At 58.7% G+C, this 16,011-nt stretch carries 10 protein-coding genes and 1 riboswitch; of the genes, 7 read left to right on the forward strand and 3 right to left on the reverse strand.

Annotation, left to right across the window (positions count from 1 at the left end; translation table 11 throughout):
- Nucleotides 1-254 precede the first annotated feature (254 nt).
- The 5 genes from JH25_RS28875 (at nt 255) to cobM (ending at nt 3,365) form a co-directional block, all read left to right on the forward strand.
- On the forward strand, nt 255-824 hold the full coding sequence (locus tag JH25_RS28875; RefSeq protein ID WP_177327389.1) for a hypothetical protein: 570 nt from the start codon (nt 255-257) through the stop codon (nt 822-824).
- A 118-nt stretch (nt 825-942) separates the two neighbouring features.
- Nucleotides 943-1,156, forward strand: a riboswitch (cobalamin riboswitch).
- Between the two features lie 97 nt (nt 1,157-1,253).
- Nucleotides 1,254-1,442, forward strand: a complete 189-nt coding sequence (locus JH25_RS24805) for a CbtB domain-containing protein (protein ID WP_032875937.1) — start codon at nt 1,254-1,256, stop codon at nt 1,440-1,442.
- An 11-nt stretch (nt 1,443-1,453) separates the two neighbouring features.
- Nucleotides 1,454-2,158, forward strand: a complete 705-nt coding sequence (locus JH25_RS24800) for a CbtA family protein (protein ID WP_032875940.1) — start codon at nt 1,454-1,456, stop codon at nt 2,156-2,158.
- Entirely contained in the window at nt 2,155-2,547 is a 393-nt protein-coding gene (locus JH25_RS24795; protein WP_032875943.1) for a cobalamin biosynthesis protein, read from the forward strand. Before JH25_RS24800 ends, JH25_RS24795 begins: the two co-directional genes overlap by 4 nt.
- A 71-nt stretch (nt 2,548-2,618) precedes the next feature.
- The gene (gene cobM, locus JH25_RS24790) at nt 2,619-3,365 is read left to right on the forward strand and encodes a precorrin-4 C(11)-methyltransferase (RefSeq protein ID WP_032875945.1); all 747 of its coding nucleotides are present in this window, start codon (nt 2,619-2,621) and stop codon (nt 3,363-3,365) included.
- Nucleotides 3,366-3,488: 123 nt separating this feature from the next.
- Here cobM and nfuA read toward each other — a convergent pair whose 3' ends face one another.
- Entirely contained in the window at nt 3,489-4,073 is a 585-nt protein-coding gene (nfuA, locus tag JH25_RS24785) for a Fe-S biogenesis protein NfuA (RefSeq protein ID WP_003190728.1), read from the reverse strand.
- A gap of 414 nt (nt 4,074-4,487) precedes the next feature.
- On the opposite strand from nfuA, the gene JH25_RS24780 reads away from it, so the two are divergent.
- Nucleotides 4,488-8,669 (forward strand): SET domain-containing protein-lysine N-methyltransferase, encoded by a 4,182-nt coding sequence (locus JH25_RS24780; RefSeq protein WP_236648012.1) that lies wholly within the window; start codon nt 4,488-4,490, stop codon nt 8,667-8,669.
- Between the two features lie 41 nt (nt 8,670-8,710).
- Here the strand turns inward: JH25_RS24780 and JH25_RS24775 are convergent, their stop codons facing one another.
- The gene (locus JH25_RS24775) at nt 8,711-9,736 is read right to left on the reverse strand and encodes an acyltransferase family protein (RefSeq protein ID WP_032875949.1); all 1,026 of its coding nucleotides are present in this window, start codon (nt 9,734-9,736) and stop codon (nt 8,711-8,713) included.
- An 81-nt stretch (nt 9,737-9,817) separates the two neighbouring features.
- Nucleotides 9,818-12,109, reverse strand: coding sequence for a fatty acid cis/trans isomerase (locus tag JH25_RS24770; RefSeq protein WP_032875951.1), 2,292 nt, complete (start codon nt 12,107-12,109; stop codon nt 9,818-9,820).
- A gap of 167 nt (nt 12,110-12,276) precedes the next feature.
- On the opposite strand from JH25_RS24770, the gene metH reads away from it, so the two are divergent.
- Entirely contained in the window at nt 12,277-15,987 is a 3,711-nt protein-coding gene (gene metH, locus JH25_RS24765; RefSeq protein ID WP_032875953.1) for a methionine synthase, read from the forward strand.
- The last annotated feature ends 24 nt before the right edge of the window (nt 15,988-16,011 follow it).

Genomic DNA, 16,011 nt, shown 5'->3' on the forward strand with positions numbered 1-16,011 from the left:
GGAGCGGGTCAATGTCGCGCCGCCTAAAGCATAAACTTACCCAGCCTGTGCCTTGACCAACTCAGTCTTTGTAACGCTTGCGCCGATCCCGCAAAAGCGCCCTGCAATATGATGTCATATTCAATACGGAACGGACGCGCAGAACGACACCACGCAGCAGTGCTCATTTCATACAGAGACTCCTGCCATTTCGCAATTAGCGGAGTGTTTTTGAAATGTGGCGAATTTTAATCCATTGGCTTCAGGAATGAATCATGCTGATATCGACTTCTAACGCGCCCACCCCCCTCGCTCTTTTTAACAATACGGGTGCACTCAATAACAAACAGCCCGTCAGTGCTGACGCTGTTGGGCGTGCGCCGCTGGATTCTCAGGACAACCCTCCCGCAGCCCTGAACGCTCGCGGCAACTTACCGCGATTCAAACGATCAGAGCCGCTTATGAGCAGCCTTGTGGAACAAGGGATCAGCAAACGTGGCCCCCTACTCCATTGCTTCCAAGACGATCTGATAAATGGGATAAAAAAGCACTTTCGTGAGTACGCCGCAGGCGAAAACGACCGATTTGTAAACTTTAACGAATTGAAAGAAGCGGCAGGTCAAATACCAACCACCAGAGCTTTTTCCGCCGAGGCAACCCTCTATGCCAAAATACTCCTGCAGAACCCTCGGGTACTTCGTGAGTTAGATATCGGAATTGGTGACCATGGCCGGCCCGGCGCGGAAGATGGGAGATTTGATATTGAAAACATCGAGCACATGTTAACAAAGCCAACTTATATGGGAGAGCACTTTGCGATTTTGCTGGATTACCGACTCACCTGATTAGTTCGGTCAGATACAACACAGTCGGCGGTGCTTGATACAAGATGGCAAGGTTTCGACAGGCAAGCTGCGTTCGTCACTACGTATCAGTTTGACGCACATCACTGCGTCATGCTCTCCTACACATCTTGTTTCGGGTGCCCTTCACAGGGTGAAACGGGAAACCGGTGCGTCATAGACTTATGGCCAGTCCGGTGCTGCCCCCGCAACGGTAAGCGAGCGAAGCGTCAAATCCACTGTGCTGTGCATGGGAAGGAGACGCTTGTCAGGATGGACTCTATCAAGAGCCGCCCCTCGCAAGCCCGGAGACCGGCCCGAAAATATCAGATAACAAACCCGCGGTGGGCGGGCGCTGTTCAGAACCCTGCGTGCCTGGCTCGCGGGGTTTTCATGCGCTCGTTTCACCCTGATACCTGAAAGGGACGCGCCATGTCGATCATCAGCAGCACTTCGCACTCCGCCAGCAGCACTGCCACCTTGAGCCAACGCCTGACCGCCGCCATCGGTGCGTCAATCCTTGGTGCGTGCCTGGTGTATTTCGCCGGTTTCTCCCATATCGAAGCCGTGCACAACGCGGCCCACGATACCCGCCACAGCGCCGCGTTCCCGTGCCACTGAGACCTGCCGACATGATCAAGCGTATTGCCCAAACCGCAGGGTTCACCGGCTTATTGGCCGCCCTGCTGCTGACCCTGCTGCAAAGCTTGTGGGTCGCGCCGTTGATTTTGCAGGCGGAGACCTTTGAAAAGGCTCCAGCTGTTGCCGAAGTCCCCCATGAACATGCTGCTGGCACCGCTGCCCACACCCACGACGCCGAAGCCTGGGAGCCGGAAGATGGCTGGCAGCGCGTGCTGTCGACCACCGGTGGCAACCTGGTCGTTGCGGTCGGGTTTGCGCTGATGCTGGCCGGCCTGTACACCCTGCGCGCACCAACCCGTACAGCTCAAGGGCTACTGTGGGGCCTGGCCGGTTACGCGACATTCGTACTTGCGCCGACCTTGGGCCTGCCGCCTGAACTGCCGGGCACCGCCGCCGCTGATCTGGCGCAACGGCAGATCTGGTGGATCGGCACTGCCGCGTCTACCGCTGCTGGCATTGCTTTGCTGGTGTTCGGTCGCGGCTGGTTGCTCAAAGTGCTGGGCGTGGCGATCGTCGCCGTACCCCACGTGATTGGCGCTCCGCAGCCGGAAGTCCACTCCATGCTGGCCCCGGAGGCCCTCGAAGCCCAGTTCAAGATCGCGTCGCAGTTGACCAATGTGGCGTTCTGGCTGGCCCTTGGTCTGATCAGTGCCTGGCTCTTTCGCCGTAACCGCGACGAACACTACTCGGCATGACCCTCGTCGTCGGCCTGGGTTGCCAGCGGGGTTGTGATGTCCGAACCCTGCTGGAACTCCTTGATAGCGCCCTCGCCGAAGGCGGCATTGAACGCCAACGCATTACCGCGCTGGCGAGCATTGATCGCAAACAGGCTGAGCCGGGGTTGGTGGCCCTGGCCCAATTATTGAGCCTGCCCTTGCAGTGTTTCAGCGCCGAACAACTGGCCGGCTTTGAACATCGGCTGAGCCACAAATCAGACGTAGCATTTAGCCATACCGGCTGTTACGGCATCGCCGAAAGTGCCGCATTGGCCTTGGCCGAGCAACTCGCCCACGGCCCTGCCCACCTGCTCATCACCCGCAAGAAAACCATCCAGGCCACCCTTGCATTAGCCTGCGCCGGTTAAAATCCCGATAATTGCCGCTCTCGATCATGAGCAATCTTCATGCTCGCCCGTTTTTTCAACAGGAATTCCCCATGACCGTCTACTTCATCGGCGCAGGCCCCGGCGACCCGGAACTGATTACCGTCAAGGGCCAGCGGCTCATCCGCAGCTGCCCGGTGATCATCTACGCTGGCTCGCTGGTGCCTGCGGCAGTACTGGAAGGTCATCAGGCACGCCAGGTGGTCAACAGTGCCGAGCTGCACCTGGAACAGATCATCGACGTGATCAAAGCCGCCCATGCGCAAGGCCAGGATGTGGCGCGCGTGCACTCCGGCGACCCGAGCCTGTATGGGGCGATTGGTGAGCAAATCCGTCACTTGCGCGAGCTGGGCATTCCCTTTCAGATCATTCCCGGGGTCACGGCGGTGGCTGCCTGCGCGGCGTTGCTGGAAACCGAACTGACCCTGCCGGACATTGCCCAGAGTGTGATCCTGACCCGTTATGCGGATAAAACCAGCATGCCGGCGGGTGAGGACTTCGACAGCCTGGCCCGGCACGGCACGACAATGGCCATTCACTTGGGGGTCAATCATCTGGACAGGATCGTCGCTGAGCTGCTGCCGCACTATGGTGCAGATTGCCCGATCGCCGTGGTGCACCGCGCGACATGGCCGGACCAGGATTGGGTGGTGGGTTCGTTGAGTGATATTGCCCAGAAGGTCGCGACTAAAGGCTTTCGGCGTACGGCGCTGATTGTGGTCGGGCGGGTGTTGGCAAATGATAACTTTGGCGAATCCTCGCTGTACCGCGCAGGTCACGCCCACCTCTATCGTCCTTGAAGATATGGACTGAACCACAGCCAATCCAAACTATCAGACAATCATCATAGCTGGCTGAATTTAGAGCATAAAAAAACGGCGCTCACGGGGCGCCGTCTTTTAAGCTCGCAGTGAACACCTTACTCAGTAGTAGGCGTTTTCTTTCTGCGTGTGATCAGTCACGTCGCGCACACCCTTGAGCTCAGGAATACGCTCAAGCAAGGTGCGCTCGATGCCCTCGCGCAGAGTCACGTCCGCCTGGCCGCAACCCTGGCAGCCGCCGCCGAACTTCAATACCGCGATACCGTCATCCACTACGTCGATCAGGCTCACCTGACCGCCGTGGCTGGCCAGCCCCGGGTTGATCTCGGTTTGCAGGTAGTAGTTGATCCGCTCATTGACCGGGCTGTCGGCGTTAACGTTGGGCACCTTGGCGTTGGGCGCCTTGATAGTCAACTGGCCGCCCATGCGATCGGTGGCGTAGTCGACTACAGCGTCGTCAAGGAAAGCTTCGCTGAAGGCATCGATGTACGCGGTGAAGCTTTTCAGCCCCAGGGCGGTGTCTTCAGGCTTCTCTTCACCAGGCTTGCAGTAGGCAATGCAGGTCTCGGCGTACTGGGTGCCGGGCTGGGTGATAAAGACGCGGATGCCGATACCCGGGGTGTTCTGCTTGGACAGCAGGTCAGCCAGGTAATCGTGGGCGGCGTCGGTAATGGTTATGGCAGTCATGGAAACTCCTCACAGGCTTGCCGGCAGTTTACGCCAAATTATTACGCAGGTACAAAGTCCGAGCATTTTTGTCGGAAAAGCCCCCTATCCCCCTGACCGATGGCGAACAACCGCCCCATTGCCCGTGAAAACAGATCGATCGCCAACGCCTGCCTTGCACCTAGTTATATAGGCCTCCCGCAAAATCATGCTGAATATAGTGAATCCTCTTCGGCTATTGGTTGTGAGGATTCAATGAATATTGCTATGCAGAGTTTCCATTTCAAGGGTTTGCCTGAACAGCCAGCGCATCTGGACCATTTGATTGATTACGTGACCGCACGCATCCCACTGAAGTCGTCACCCGCTTCTGATTGTTATTATTACCCCCCGCAAGATTCCGCATTGGGTCGCGAGTGCAAGGAAGCCTTTCGGGTGCTGAAAAAACTGCAGGAGGATGAAGACTTTCAACAGTTCCTCTGCAAGAAACCAGAGCCTGACAATTCCGTACTGGGGCGGGACTTTCTCTACGACCTGCTCTCGACAATGCTCAGCAGCACCCGCCCGCCGATGCCCGCTCTTCCCGAAGTTTTCAGCATCGACGACCACGCCGTGGTCCTTCGACATGTCCCCACTTATTGGTCCATCGACGTCGATGTATTGCTCGACATCAACCGCCGCGTGGGCAATGGACTCAAAGCCGATGGCTCGGTAAGGCTTGATCTGGTCTTCAAGTATTACTCCATCGCCCCCCCACAGCCCAAGACCACCGCACAGTGGAAATCGGTGCTCTATGGCCTGCAGGAGCACCGCGTTCTGCAGCGACTAGGACACGACGGCCACGTAAGCGACTTGGAGCATTTGTTGGATGCACCGGCCGACGAAACTATCAAGGAGGTGACCCGCCAAATCGAAAAGGAAACCGGCCGATCTCTGTTCCGTACAGTATTGCCTGAGCACTATTCCCCATCGCAGCAGGAACTGCTCGCAACGACACCAACGGTCTTGCTTGAGCAGATTCTCAACAGCCCGCAGAACCTGGCACTGGCCGAACGGATAGCCACGGCGTTGGGCTGGTATGGCAGCCAAAAGCACGAAAGTTGCCCACAGCCGGTTCTAGTGAAATTACTCTGGCGCGCGCTATGGCTGACGATCATCCCCGCACCTCAAGCGTCCATTGATAATGAATTGAAGTTGTTCATCTCAGCGGGAACTTATTATTCGTCGATCCGCAATTCTTTGGCCCGGCGCTTTGAAAACGCCCTGTCGATCAGCCCTGAGTCGACACCCTTGGTGATGTGCGTGGCCAAGGCCAATATCGCCAGCGAGGTATGGGTCGCCGATATTCCCCAGGACCTGCCCTACGGTGTCACCACTGCCTGGGTCAACTTCAGAAGCGGTTTCCTTCTGGCCGAAGCGCTGGCACCAGGCTCATCGCGCCACATGACCTTCGAACAATTGCTCAACCTGCCAGCGGCACACTATAGCGCCCATGCCAACAGCCCCGAGCAACAAGCACTGGTAGCGGCCGCCAAGCTCGCGCCGAGCGTTTACTGGGCGCAAGCCAACGGGTTGATTGCCACTCGGCAGTCAGGCCACTCCCGTGAGGAACTTGCCCAAGCCGTAGCCGCCCTCGAGCAACATGAGCATGAGGTGTTCAACGCAGTCCGCGATCTTGCGCTCAAGCTGCCCAGTCGTTGGCGCTCGGCGTCGGATGCCGAGTACGACAAAGCTTTCCGTGAGGCCCTTGAGACGCCCAGGAACGCCTACAAGGTCTTGATCCAATCCCTGCTTGCCCACCTGGGTTCTGACACCCTTAATGTGGATCAAGACGAAATCACGGTGTACTCATTGCGAAAAGCCCTGGACAAGGTTCCGGTCGAATATGAAGACAAACGCAAGACCGATGCCGTTCGTTACCGGGCAGGTTTCATCCTTCGAATCGTAAAACCACGCCAGCCCTTCCAGGCCAACTACATCGAGGTGTTCCCCCTCGCCGGATTGATTCGTCGACGTCCTGACATCAAGACCCTGCCGCTGGACGGCAAGGTCGTAGAACTACGCGATGCGATGAGTTGGTGTAAATACAGGTTGGCCACCGAAGTCCCCTTTGATCCAAATGCCTACAAGGAGAGCAATACCCCTGTTGCAGGCCGCAAGGCCGAGTTGATCGTTGAGCAAGTCGGCGAAACATTGCCGGCCATCGATGCCCTGGGACGTCGAATCGAATCGTTCGCCCCTAATACCCTGTATGCCCCGCGCAGTGAACAATTGGCGAGTATGATCGCCCGAGAGCTGTTTTTCCGCGACGAAGAAGCGCTCCTGGAACAGACCCGCAAAAGCACACGAGAAATGGACATCGGCCGCGATGTACTGGAAGACATGACGTTCTGGGGCAAGGTATTTGTTCCCTTCTGGGCCGGCATTGACGACCTCGCATCCGGGGATCCCCAGCGCATCAAACCGGGGATCGCGAGCCTGACCATCGACTTCGTGTCTTTTGCCTTGCCGGTCGGAAGGTATGTTGCCGGCTCCAGCCGTCTGATCATCCAGGCCGGGAAAACCGGGTTGCGCCTGGCCTTGCCAAAACTCGCAAAACTGACAGGCACGCTGGTGATTTCAGTTCTGCAGGAACTCAACCCCCTGGCGGCGGTACCCAACCTGCTCAGGCTGGCGCGCTTTGGACTGGTCAAGCTTGGCCGTATTGCCATGCGCCAGACGAAACGCGGGGTCGCCCTCCTACGCGATGGAACCCTCGCTGCCCGCCACATGAAGTCAGTTGACCCCACGACCTGGAAGCCACTTCAGGCCGGCGATCGACTCTTTACCGTCGACGGTTTCCCTGACATTCCGATGCGTAACGTCGGTAGCCTCGACGCGCCAGATTTTCGCCTCATCGATGCCGCGTCCAATAAAGCCTTCGGCCCGCGTTATCGCGAACCGATCACGGTGATCAGCAACAGCAGCCCGTTGATCCGTCAATACGCCGTCGACCCTCAGTTGATCAGCGGTCTCAAACCCGACGCACGCGGTATCTTCTCCCGCGCGGACTACAACCAGAAGTTCATCTGCAATGTCGATGACAAGGGCAAGATCGCGGTGTATCAGGTACGTGACAATTCCTATGGATTTATCCAGGAAACCGCCGCGGGCGCCGACAACAGCTTCTCGGTGGTCATGGTCAACCCGAAGAACAATCGCGACCTGTCGATCACGCTATCCTCCGTAGAACCGGGGCATTGGTACTCAAGCCAGATCAAAGTCACGGGTGGCGCGCCGGATGTCACGAACGTCGTGACCCCCTCGATCCTGCAGAAATGGACCGAATCCAGTGAACACGCCTTGAAAAAAACCCTGGACACCTTCATCAAGACCTACAATCTGGACCCCACCGCATTCCGCCAATTTGTCAAAAGCCGCGACACGTTGACACCCCGAGGGCAACAGATGCTCGACCGTGCGGGAACCGCCCGTACCGCCATTACCCACGACCATCTGGAGCATTGGCGCAACAGCTCGCAACGAGAACGCAACAGCCTAACCCTTGAAGGCTTCGCCGCTGACCATAACCTGGACCCACGGGATTTGGCACAGTACGTCAACCTCGATGGCAGCTATCGCGCCGCCGGCAAAGTGCTCGCCAAGCATGCCAACGGTGGAGAATTCACCGTACTGACACCTGAACACCTGGACGAATGGCACAAGCACTACATTACCCCTGGTTCAAGGCATTCCGTGCTCACGTTTGTCGATGAGAAAAACCTCAATCCGGTGATCTGGAGCGCCTACGTCAATGACAATGGCAGCATGACCCGCGCCGGCAGGGAAATGTTGATCTTCGGGCAGAGGAGCCCGCTGGATCAACCGATCGCCAGGAAACGCCCCGCTCCGCCACCTACGGCAGGCGGCTCGAAACATCCGCGCCTGGATGAAGAGGCCGTCCCTGCCCGCCGGCGCTCCACTTCAATCACGGCGTCCTTTGACCATAAAATCAACAACAACGCACCGATCCTGCAGGACCCAAACGATGTCAGGCGCAGCTTGACCCTGGAACTGGAAGGCCCACTGCAAAACATCAAAATTACCGATGCCAACGGCTTTTTCGATGAGTTCATCGGCATGCAACATGTGGAAGTCAAGGAGGCTGCCACCAAGAGCATTCGCGAATGGATCTCCAAGGAGGGCAACCATCATCGCAAGCTCGATCGATTGCTGGAGGTCAAGAAACTCAACGAGGGCACGGAACGCGGACTCTCGGTCGTGGCCCGCACCGACATCAAGCGGTTCGATGTGCTGGGGCCGTACACCGGCAAGCTGCACTTGGACCAAGCTTCGGTGAATACCGAAATACTTGAAAAGGGTGAAGCGGCGGTCGGCACATATCTATTTCAGACCAACACCAGCGGTGCCAGCATTAGCGGCCACGGCAACAGTAATACGCTGAGCCTGATCAATGCGGTCAAGGTACCGGGCATTACCGATGTCGGTATCGAGAACGTCGGCTCCCTGTGCGTAGGTAAATACATGGTATTCATTGTCGCGTGGCGGGATATTCCGGCCGGGACCGAGTTATTGATGGACTATGGCAAAAGCTATTGGAAGTACTTGAAGCCCTGAGACCGGCCACTTGTAAAGCGCTTCGCCGACCAGATCCCTGGTCACCGAGGCGCTGTCGAAAGGGGTGCCGGAGCATCAACGCCAAACCAGCGTGTGAGCGTGCGGTAGGCAGGCCTCTCCAGCCATTGGTAACTCACAAATGCGCCCAGTCCGATGATGACGATACATCCAGGCAATATGGCGTAAGGGTCGATCCCCGTGCGGTCGGCGATCCAACGCCCGGCGCTGAGCACCAACACGTGGAGTAGATAGACCGAGTAGGAGCAATCCCCGAGCACCTTCAACAAGCGCGCGCCCTGGAAGTAAGGTTCCAGTGCCACGCAACTGAAGACCACTATCGCGCTGGGCACTCCCCACTCCAGGGCTCGGGGTATGTCCGCGCCATGATCAATAGCCACCAGGGCCGCTGCGATACCCAACAATGCCAGCCACGGCTTGGCCCGGCATAGGCCGCGCCGATACAGCATGCCGATCACCACGCCCATCAGGAACTCGAAAATAATGTCCTCATGGTAGAAGCCACTGGCCAGGTCAACGGCGGGAGTGATGATGTAGCACACCAGATACAGCAGCGCTGCTACCACCCACAAGCGATAGGCCGCGGGCACCAGCAAGGCAAAGGCAAACAGGCAATAAAACAGCATCTCGAAATTCAGTGTCCACCCGACATCGAGCAGTGGGTAGACGCCGAAGCCTCCCGGGTTTTGGGCCGGTATAAAGAGCATCGACATGAGTACATGACCGGGTTCGAGCCGAGCCTCTGGAAAGATCGCAGGCACAACGGCAACCACGAGAATCATGAGCAGGGTATAGAACCAATACGCCGGAACAATCCTCGCCACGCGCATCAGCATGAAACGCCCGGGGTTCAGCGCTTTGTCGGCAGTCGCCAGGTAAATCACCAAGCCACTGATGACAAAGAACACATCCACCCCAATGGCGCCTTTGTCGACAAACAGAAATTCCAGCGCGTTGCTGGCTTCAAAGTTGAAAAACCCTTGCATGAAATGGTGGCCCACCACACTCCATGCCGCCAAGGCGCGTAGAAACTGCACTGAAATCAACATCGGTGTCCCCTGTCCAGTCCGTAGGTAGGTATCCGACTGCTTCAGCGCTCACTTGGAGAAATGACCGGACCAATACAGTAGTTATAGATTCTCGTAGCGGTTCATGTCCAATACACCCTCTTCCACTGGCGTGGTTTCACGAATGTACCGCGACAAATCGTGGAAGTATTGCCAGAACTGCGGATGACTGCGGCGTACCCCCCAGCGATCGACTATTTTCTCAAACCGCTTGGCATCCTTGGCCTGCTCCATTTGCGTGACGAATTGCGGCACCTCTTGAGCTGGAATGTTGAACATGAAGTTCGGGTAACTGCTCATCACCCCCGGATAGATGGTCAGTGTGTCGAGGCCCGGCTGGTAGCGATAAGCCTCACCCAACAGGAAAGCCACGTTACTGTGGGCACGGTTACGCAGCATGCTGTAGACCACGCGCTGGCCACTCTGGGTTTCGATGCGCAGCATGGTGGCTTCGGGCAACTGGTCGATCACCTTGAGCCCCGCCGCCGGGCGCGACGTCAGGCGGCTAAGCGCCTGTTCGGCGTCCTGCAAGGCCGGGTCGATACCGGTGCGCGAGCAATAGGCCCCGGTGCAGCGGTTGATCGGGTCCGGGCTGACGTTCAAACCGCCGTAACGCGTCAGCAGTTGGTTGGCAAAATCGCGCTTGGGATCTTTCTCGTCCAGATGCAGCCCCGTGGGCTTGTCGTCATCAATGGCTTCATAGTCCAGCCACAGCTTGAGCTTGCCACTGTTCTGGTACCAGTCGTCAAGGAAGTCCTCGCGGGTGTCGGCCGGCATCAGACGCAGGAAGTTCTGTTCGGCGCCGTTGCGGATCAGGTCGAAGTACAAGCGCGTCTGGGCCTGGTGCGACACATTGCCGAACACGTCGAAGTTGACTGCCAACTGGTAATAAGTGCGCTCCAGCAGTGGGTAATCGAACAGCCACATCGTCTGCGGCACCTCACCGATCAGGCCCTTGGTCACCGAGGCGCTGTCGAAATGGCGAAAGATGGTCAGCAAGGCATTGTCATTACCCGCCCACAAGCTCGACCAACTCGGCGGCGGCACATCTGCGTAGCTATCGCGGCGCAACGCCTCATACTGATTACGCTTGTCGCGATAGGCCAGCCACAGGCCCAGCACACTGCCCACATCATCGTTTTGCCCAGGCATGGCCAACAATGGCGTGGCCTGGCCGCGGTAACGGGCATCGGTGATGTACAGGTCATGGTCCGGCTCCTGGAACAGTGTCCAGAAGTTGTCACGGATCACGTCCGTGGCGATCTGCCCACGGCATACAGGACCGCGGATGAAGGTGCGCACGAAGTATTCGGCGTTATCCAACATGAACTGATAACGCGCCTTGGCCGGTATGGCTTCGAAGGTTTCGAACGGGTTGGCACGGCGCCCCGGTCCGTAGCCCGGCAAGGCGCTCACCTGCCAGTCACCGGAATAGAACAGGTCTTTGATCCGTGCCATTTTCGCCGCGCTGAACGGGTAAGTGATGTGGGTTTTATGCACGATCACGCCCTGTACCGGCCACAGGCGGTAATAGACCTGAGTGCCTGGGTCATCGTTAGGACGACGGGTCGCGATCAAGTCGATCGGCTGCCCGCTCGGCGTACGCGAACGCACCCACTGGAAGTAATGCCCCGGCTCGCCGTTTTCGAAGTAAATGTGGGCGAGGAACAAATGCTCGTACAACCAGCGCGCCACCAGGCTTTGCCGGGCGCCCGGCTGGTTGAACAGGGTTTCCCATTGCTGCACCTGCAAGGCTTCCCTGGTGCTGGGAGCCAGACTCTGCTCATCAATCGGCGCACCGGAGGCCAGCCAGCGTTGCAGGGTCTGGTATTGCTGGTCGGTCAGGCCGGTGACGGCCAGCGGCATGCCCTCCTTGGGATGGGCGCCGGCATAGGCGTTGAACTCGCCGGGCGTCGCGCACATGTTTTGGCGGTTCAGGCCCAATACAATCTCGTCGGGCAGTTTGGCATTGGGTGGCAATGGCGCGTTATGCCCCAGCTCCAGCATACGTGCCATCAACGCAGCCTGGCTGCCCTGGGCATCCAGTACCGAATAGAAGCCCTTCTGCTGCCAGGCTTGTTTGCCGAACGCGTCATAGAACAGCCGTGTAGTCGGTGTGGCCTGGCTACGCTCGCCGTCGTACACCGGCACCTTGCTCGCGCCACGGGCCGCGCCCTCTGCGCTGCCAAGGTTGAGTTGGCAAGCAGAGTCGTAGCAGGCATGGCAGGCCACGCACTTCTCGGTGAAGATCGGTTGGATATCGCGGGTATAGGAAATCGCCGAAGCGCGGCCGTCAGCCTGCGCGGTACTGGCTATCAAGGCCAGGACGGCGCTGACGATCAAACGAAGTGACATGTATCGGGTCCCGATTCAAGGCGTGCGGTCTGTGAAGTGGCGGTGATTCTACCGGGCCATGACTGCCGACAACATGAGCGATATTCATGCAGAACCCTGACATGCTCTAAATCGGCACAGGTTTGCTATGATTCACGCCCTCCGTAATGCCTGACCAGAGTAGTCCCATGCCCGATCGTAGCGCTCGCCTGCAAGCCCTTCACAAAGCCCTCAAGGACCGTATCCTGATCCTCGACGGTGGCATGGGCACGATGATCCAGAGCTATAAGCTTGAGGAGCAGGACTACCGAGGCAAACGCTTCGCCGACTGGCCAAGCGACGTGAAGGGCAACAACGACCTGCTGGTCCTCACTCGTCCCGACGTGATCGGCGGAATCGAGAAGGCCTACCTGGACGCCGGCGCCGACATCCTTGAAACCAACACCTTCAACGCCACGCGGATCTCCATGGCCGACTATGGCATGGAAGAGCTGGCCTATGAACTGAACGTGGAAGGCGCCCGCCTGGCGCGCAAGGTGGCCGACGCCAAAACCCATGAGAACCCCGCCAAGCCGCGTTTTGTCGCCGGTGTACTGGGCCCGACCAGCCGTACCTGCTCACTGTCCCCGGACGTGAACAACCCTGGCTACCGTAACGTGACCTTCGATGAGCTGGTGGAAAACTACACCGAGGCCACCAAGGGCCTGATCGAAGGCGGTGCCGACCTGATCCTGATCGAAACCATCTTCGATACCCTCAACGCCAAGGCGGCGATCTTCGCCGTGCAAGGCGTGTTCGAAGAACTTAATATCGAACTGCCGATCATGATCTCCGGCACCATCACCGATGCCTCCGGCCGTACCCTGTCGGGCCAGACCACCGAAGCGTTCTGGAACTCCGTGGCCCACGCCAAGCCGATCTCGGTCGGTTTGAACTGCGCTCTGGGCGCAAGCGAGCTGCGCCCCTACCTGGAGGAGTTGTCGAACAAAGCCAACACCCACGTTTCGGCGCACCCCAACGCCGGCCTGCCCAACGAATTCGGCGAGTACGACGAACTGCCGTCACAAACCGCCAAGGTCATCGAAGAGTTCGCCCAGAGCGGTTTCCTGAATATCGTCGGCGGCTGCTGCGGCACCACACCGGGCCATATCGAAGCCATTGCCAAGGCCGTTGCCGGTTATGCGCCGCGCCCGATCCCGGACATTCCCAAAGCCTGCCGCCTGTCTGGCCTGGAGCCGTTCACCATCGATCGCAGCTCGTTGTTCGTCAACGTCGGCGAGCGTACCAACATTACCGGCTCGGCCAAGTTCGCTCGGCTGATCCGCGAAGACAACTACACCGAAGCCCTGGAAGTCGCCCTGCAGCAGGTGGAAGCCGGCGCCCAGGTGATCGACATCAACATGGATGAAGGCATGTTGGATTCGAAGAAGGCCATGGTCACCTTCCTCAATCTGATTGCCGGGGAGCCGGACATCTCCCGTGTGCCGATCATGATCGACTCCTCCAAGTGGGAAGTGATCGAGGCCGGCCTCAAATGCATCCAGGGCAAGGGCATCGTCAACTCCATCAGCATGAAGGAAGGCGTCGAGCAGTTCATTCATCACGCCAAACTGTGCAAGCGTTACGGCGCTGCGGTAGTGGTGATGGCCTTCGACGAAGCCGGGCAGGCCGACACCGAAGCGCGTAAAAAAGAGATCTGCAAACGCTCCTACGACATTCTGGTGAATGAAGTCGGCTTCCCGCCGGAAGACATCATCTTCGACCCGAATATCTTCGCCGTCGCCACCGGTATCGAGGAGCACAACAATTACGCCGTCGATTTCATCAACGCCTGTGCCTACATCCGCGACGAACTGCCGTATGCGCTGACCTCCGGCGGCGTATCCAACGTGTCATTCTCGTTCCGCGGCAACAACCCGGTGCGTGAGGCGATCCACTCGGTGTTCCTGCTGTATGCGATCCGCAACGGCCTGACCATGGGTATCGTCAACGCCGGCCAGTTGGAGATCTACGACCAGATCCCGGTCGAGCTGCGTGACGCCGTGGAAGACGTGGTGCTTAACCGCACGCCGGAAGGCACCGACGCCCTGCTGGCGATTGCCGACAAGTACAAAGGCGACGGCAGCGTCAAGGAAGCCGAGACCGAGGAATGGCGTGGCTGGGACGTCAACAAGCGTCTGGAACATGCGCTGGTCAAGGGCATCACCACGCATATCGTCGAAGACACCGAAGAGTCGCGCCTGTCGTTCGCACGTCCGATCGAAGTGATCGAAGGCCCGCTGATGTCCGGCATGAACATCGTCGGCGACCTGTTCGGCGCCGGCAAGATGTTCCTGCCTCAGGTGGTAAAGTCCGCCCGCGTAATGAAGCAGGCCGTGGCCCACTTGATCCCGTTTATCGAGCTGGAAAAAGGCGACAAGCCGGAGGCCAAGGGCAAGATCCTGATGGCCACGGTCAAAGGCGACGTGCATGACATCGGCAAGAACATCGTCGGCGTGGTGCTCGGGTGCAACGGCTATGACATCGTGGATTTGGGTGTAATGGTGCCTGCCGAGAAGATCCTGCAGGTGGCCAAGGAGCAGAAGTGCGACATCATCGGCCTGTCCGGCCTGATCACGCCGTCCCTGGATGAAATGGTGCATGTGGCCCGCGAGATGCAGCGCCAGGACTTCCACCTGCCGTTGATGATCGGTGGCGCGACCACCTCCAAGGCGCACACGGCAGTGAAAATCGAGCCCAAGTACAGCAATGACGCCGTGATCTACGTGACCGACGCCTCGCGCGCCGTGGGTGTGGCCACGCAGTTGCTGTCCAAGGAACTGAAGGCCGGTTTCGTCGAGAAAACCCGCCTGGAATACATCGACGTGCGTGAACGCACCTCCAACCGCAGTGCGCGTACCGAACGCCTGAGCTACCCGGCGGCCATCGCCAAGAAGCCGCAGTTCGACTGGAGCACCTACACCCCGGTCAAACCGACCTTTACCGGCGCCAAGGTGCTGGACAATATCGACCTCAACGTCCTGGCCGAGTACATCGACTGGACGCCGTTCTTTATCTCCTGGGACCTGGCCGGCAAGTTCCCGCGCATCCTCGAAGACGAGGTGGTCGGTGAAGCCGCCACTGCGCTGTACGCCGATGCCCAGGAAATGCTCAAGAAGCTGATCGACGAGAAACTCATCAGCGCCCGCGCGGTGTTCGGTTTCTGGCCGACCAATCAGGTGCAGGACGATGACCTGGAAGTCTACGGCGACGACGGCCAGCCCATCGCCAAACTGCATCACCTGCGCCAACAAATCATCAAGACCGACGGCAAGCCGAATTTTTCCCTGGCCGACTTCGTCGCGCCCAAGGACAGCGGCGTGACCGACTACATCGGTGGTTTCATCACCACCGCCGGCATCGGTGCCGAGGAAGTGGCCAAGGCTTACCAGGACGCTGGCGACGACTACAACTCGATCATGGTCAAGGCCCTCGCCGACCGCCTGGCCGAAGCCTGCGCCGAATGGCTGCACCAGCAAGTGCGCAAAGAACACTGGGGCTATGCCAAGGATGAACAACTGGACAACGAGGCGCTGATCAAGGAGCAGTACAGCGGCATCCGCCCTGCCCCCGGCTACCCGGCGTGCCCGGATCACACCGAGAAAGCCCAGCTGTTCCAACTGCTGGACCCCGAGGCCCGTGAAATGCACGCCGGGCGCAGCGGGGTGTTCCTCACCGAGCACTATGCGATGTTCCCCGCAGCAGCAGTCAGCGGCTGGTACTTCGCCCACCCGCAGGCGCAGTACTTTGCCGTGGGTAAGGTCGACAAGGACCAGGTCGCCAGCTACACCGCGCGCAAAGGCCAGGACCTCAGCGTGACGGAGCGCTGGCTGGCGCCGAACCTGGGGTATGACAACTGAGGTTAAACCCCGACCACCCGGTGC

The sequence above is a fragment of the Pseudomonas sp. BRG-100 genome (genome assembly GCF_000737955.1).
GTDB classification, from domain to species: Bacteria; Pseudomonadota; Gammaproteobacteria; order Pseudomonadales; family Pseudomonadaceae; genus Aquipseudomonas; species Aquipseudomonas synxantha_A.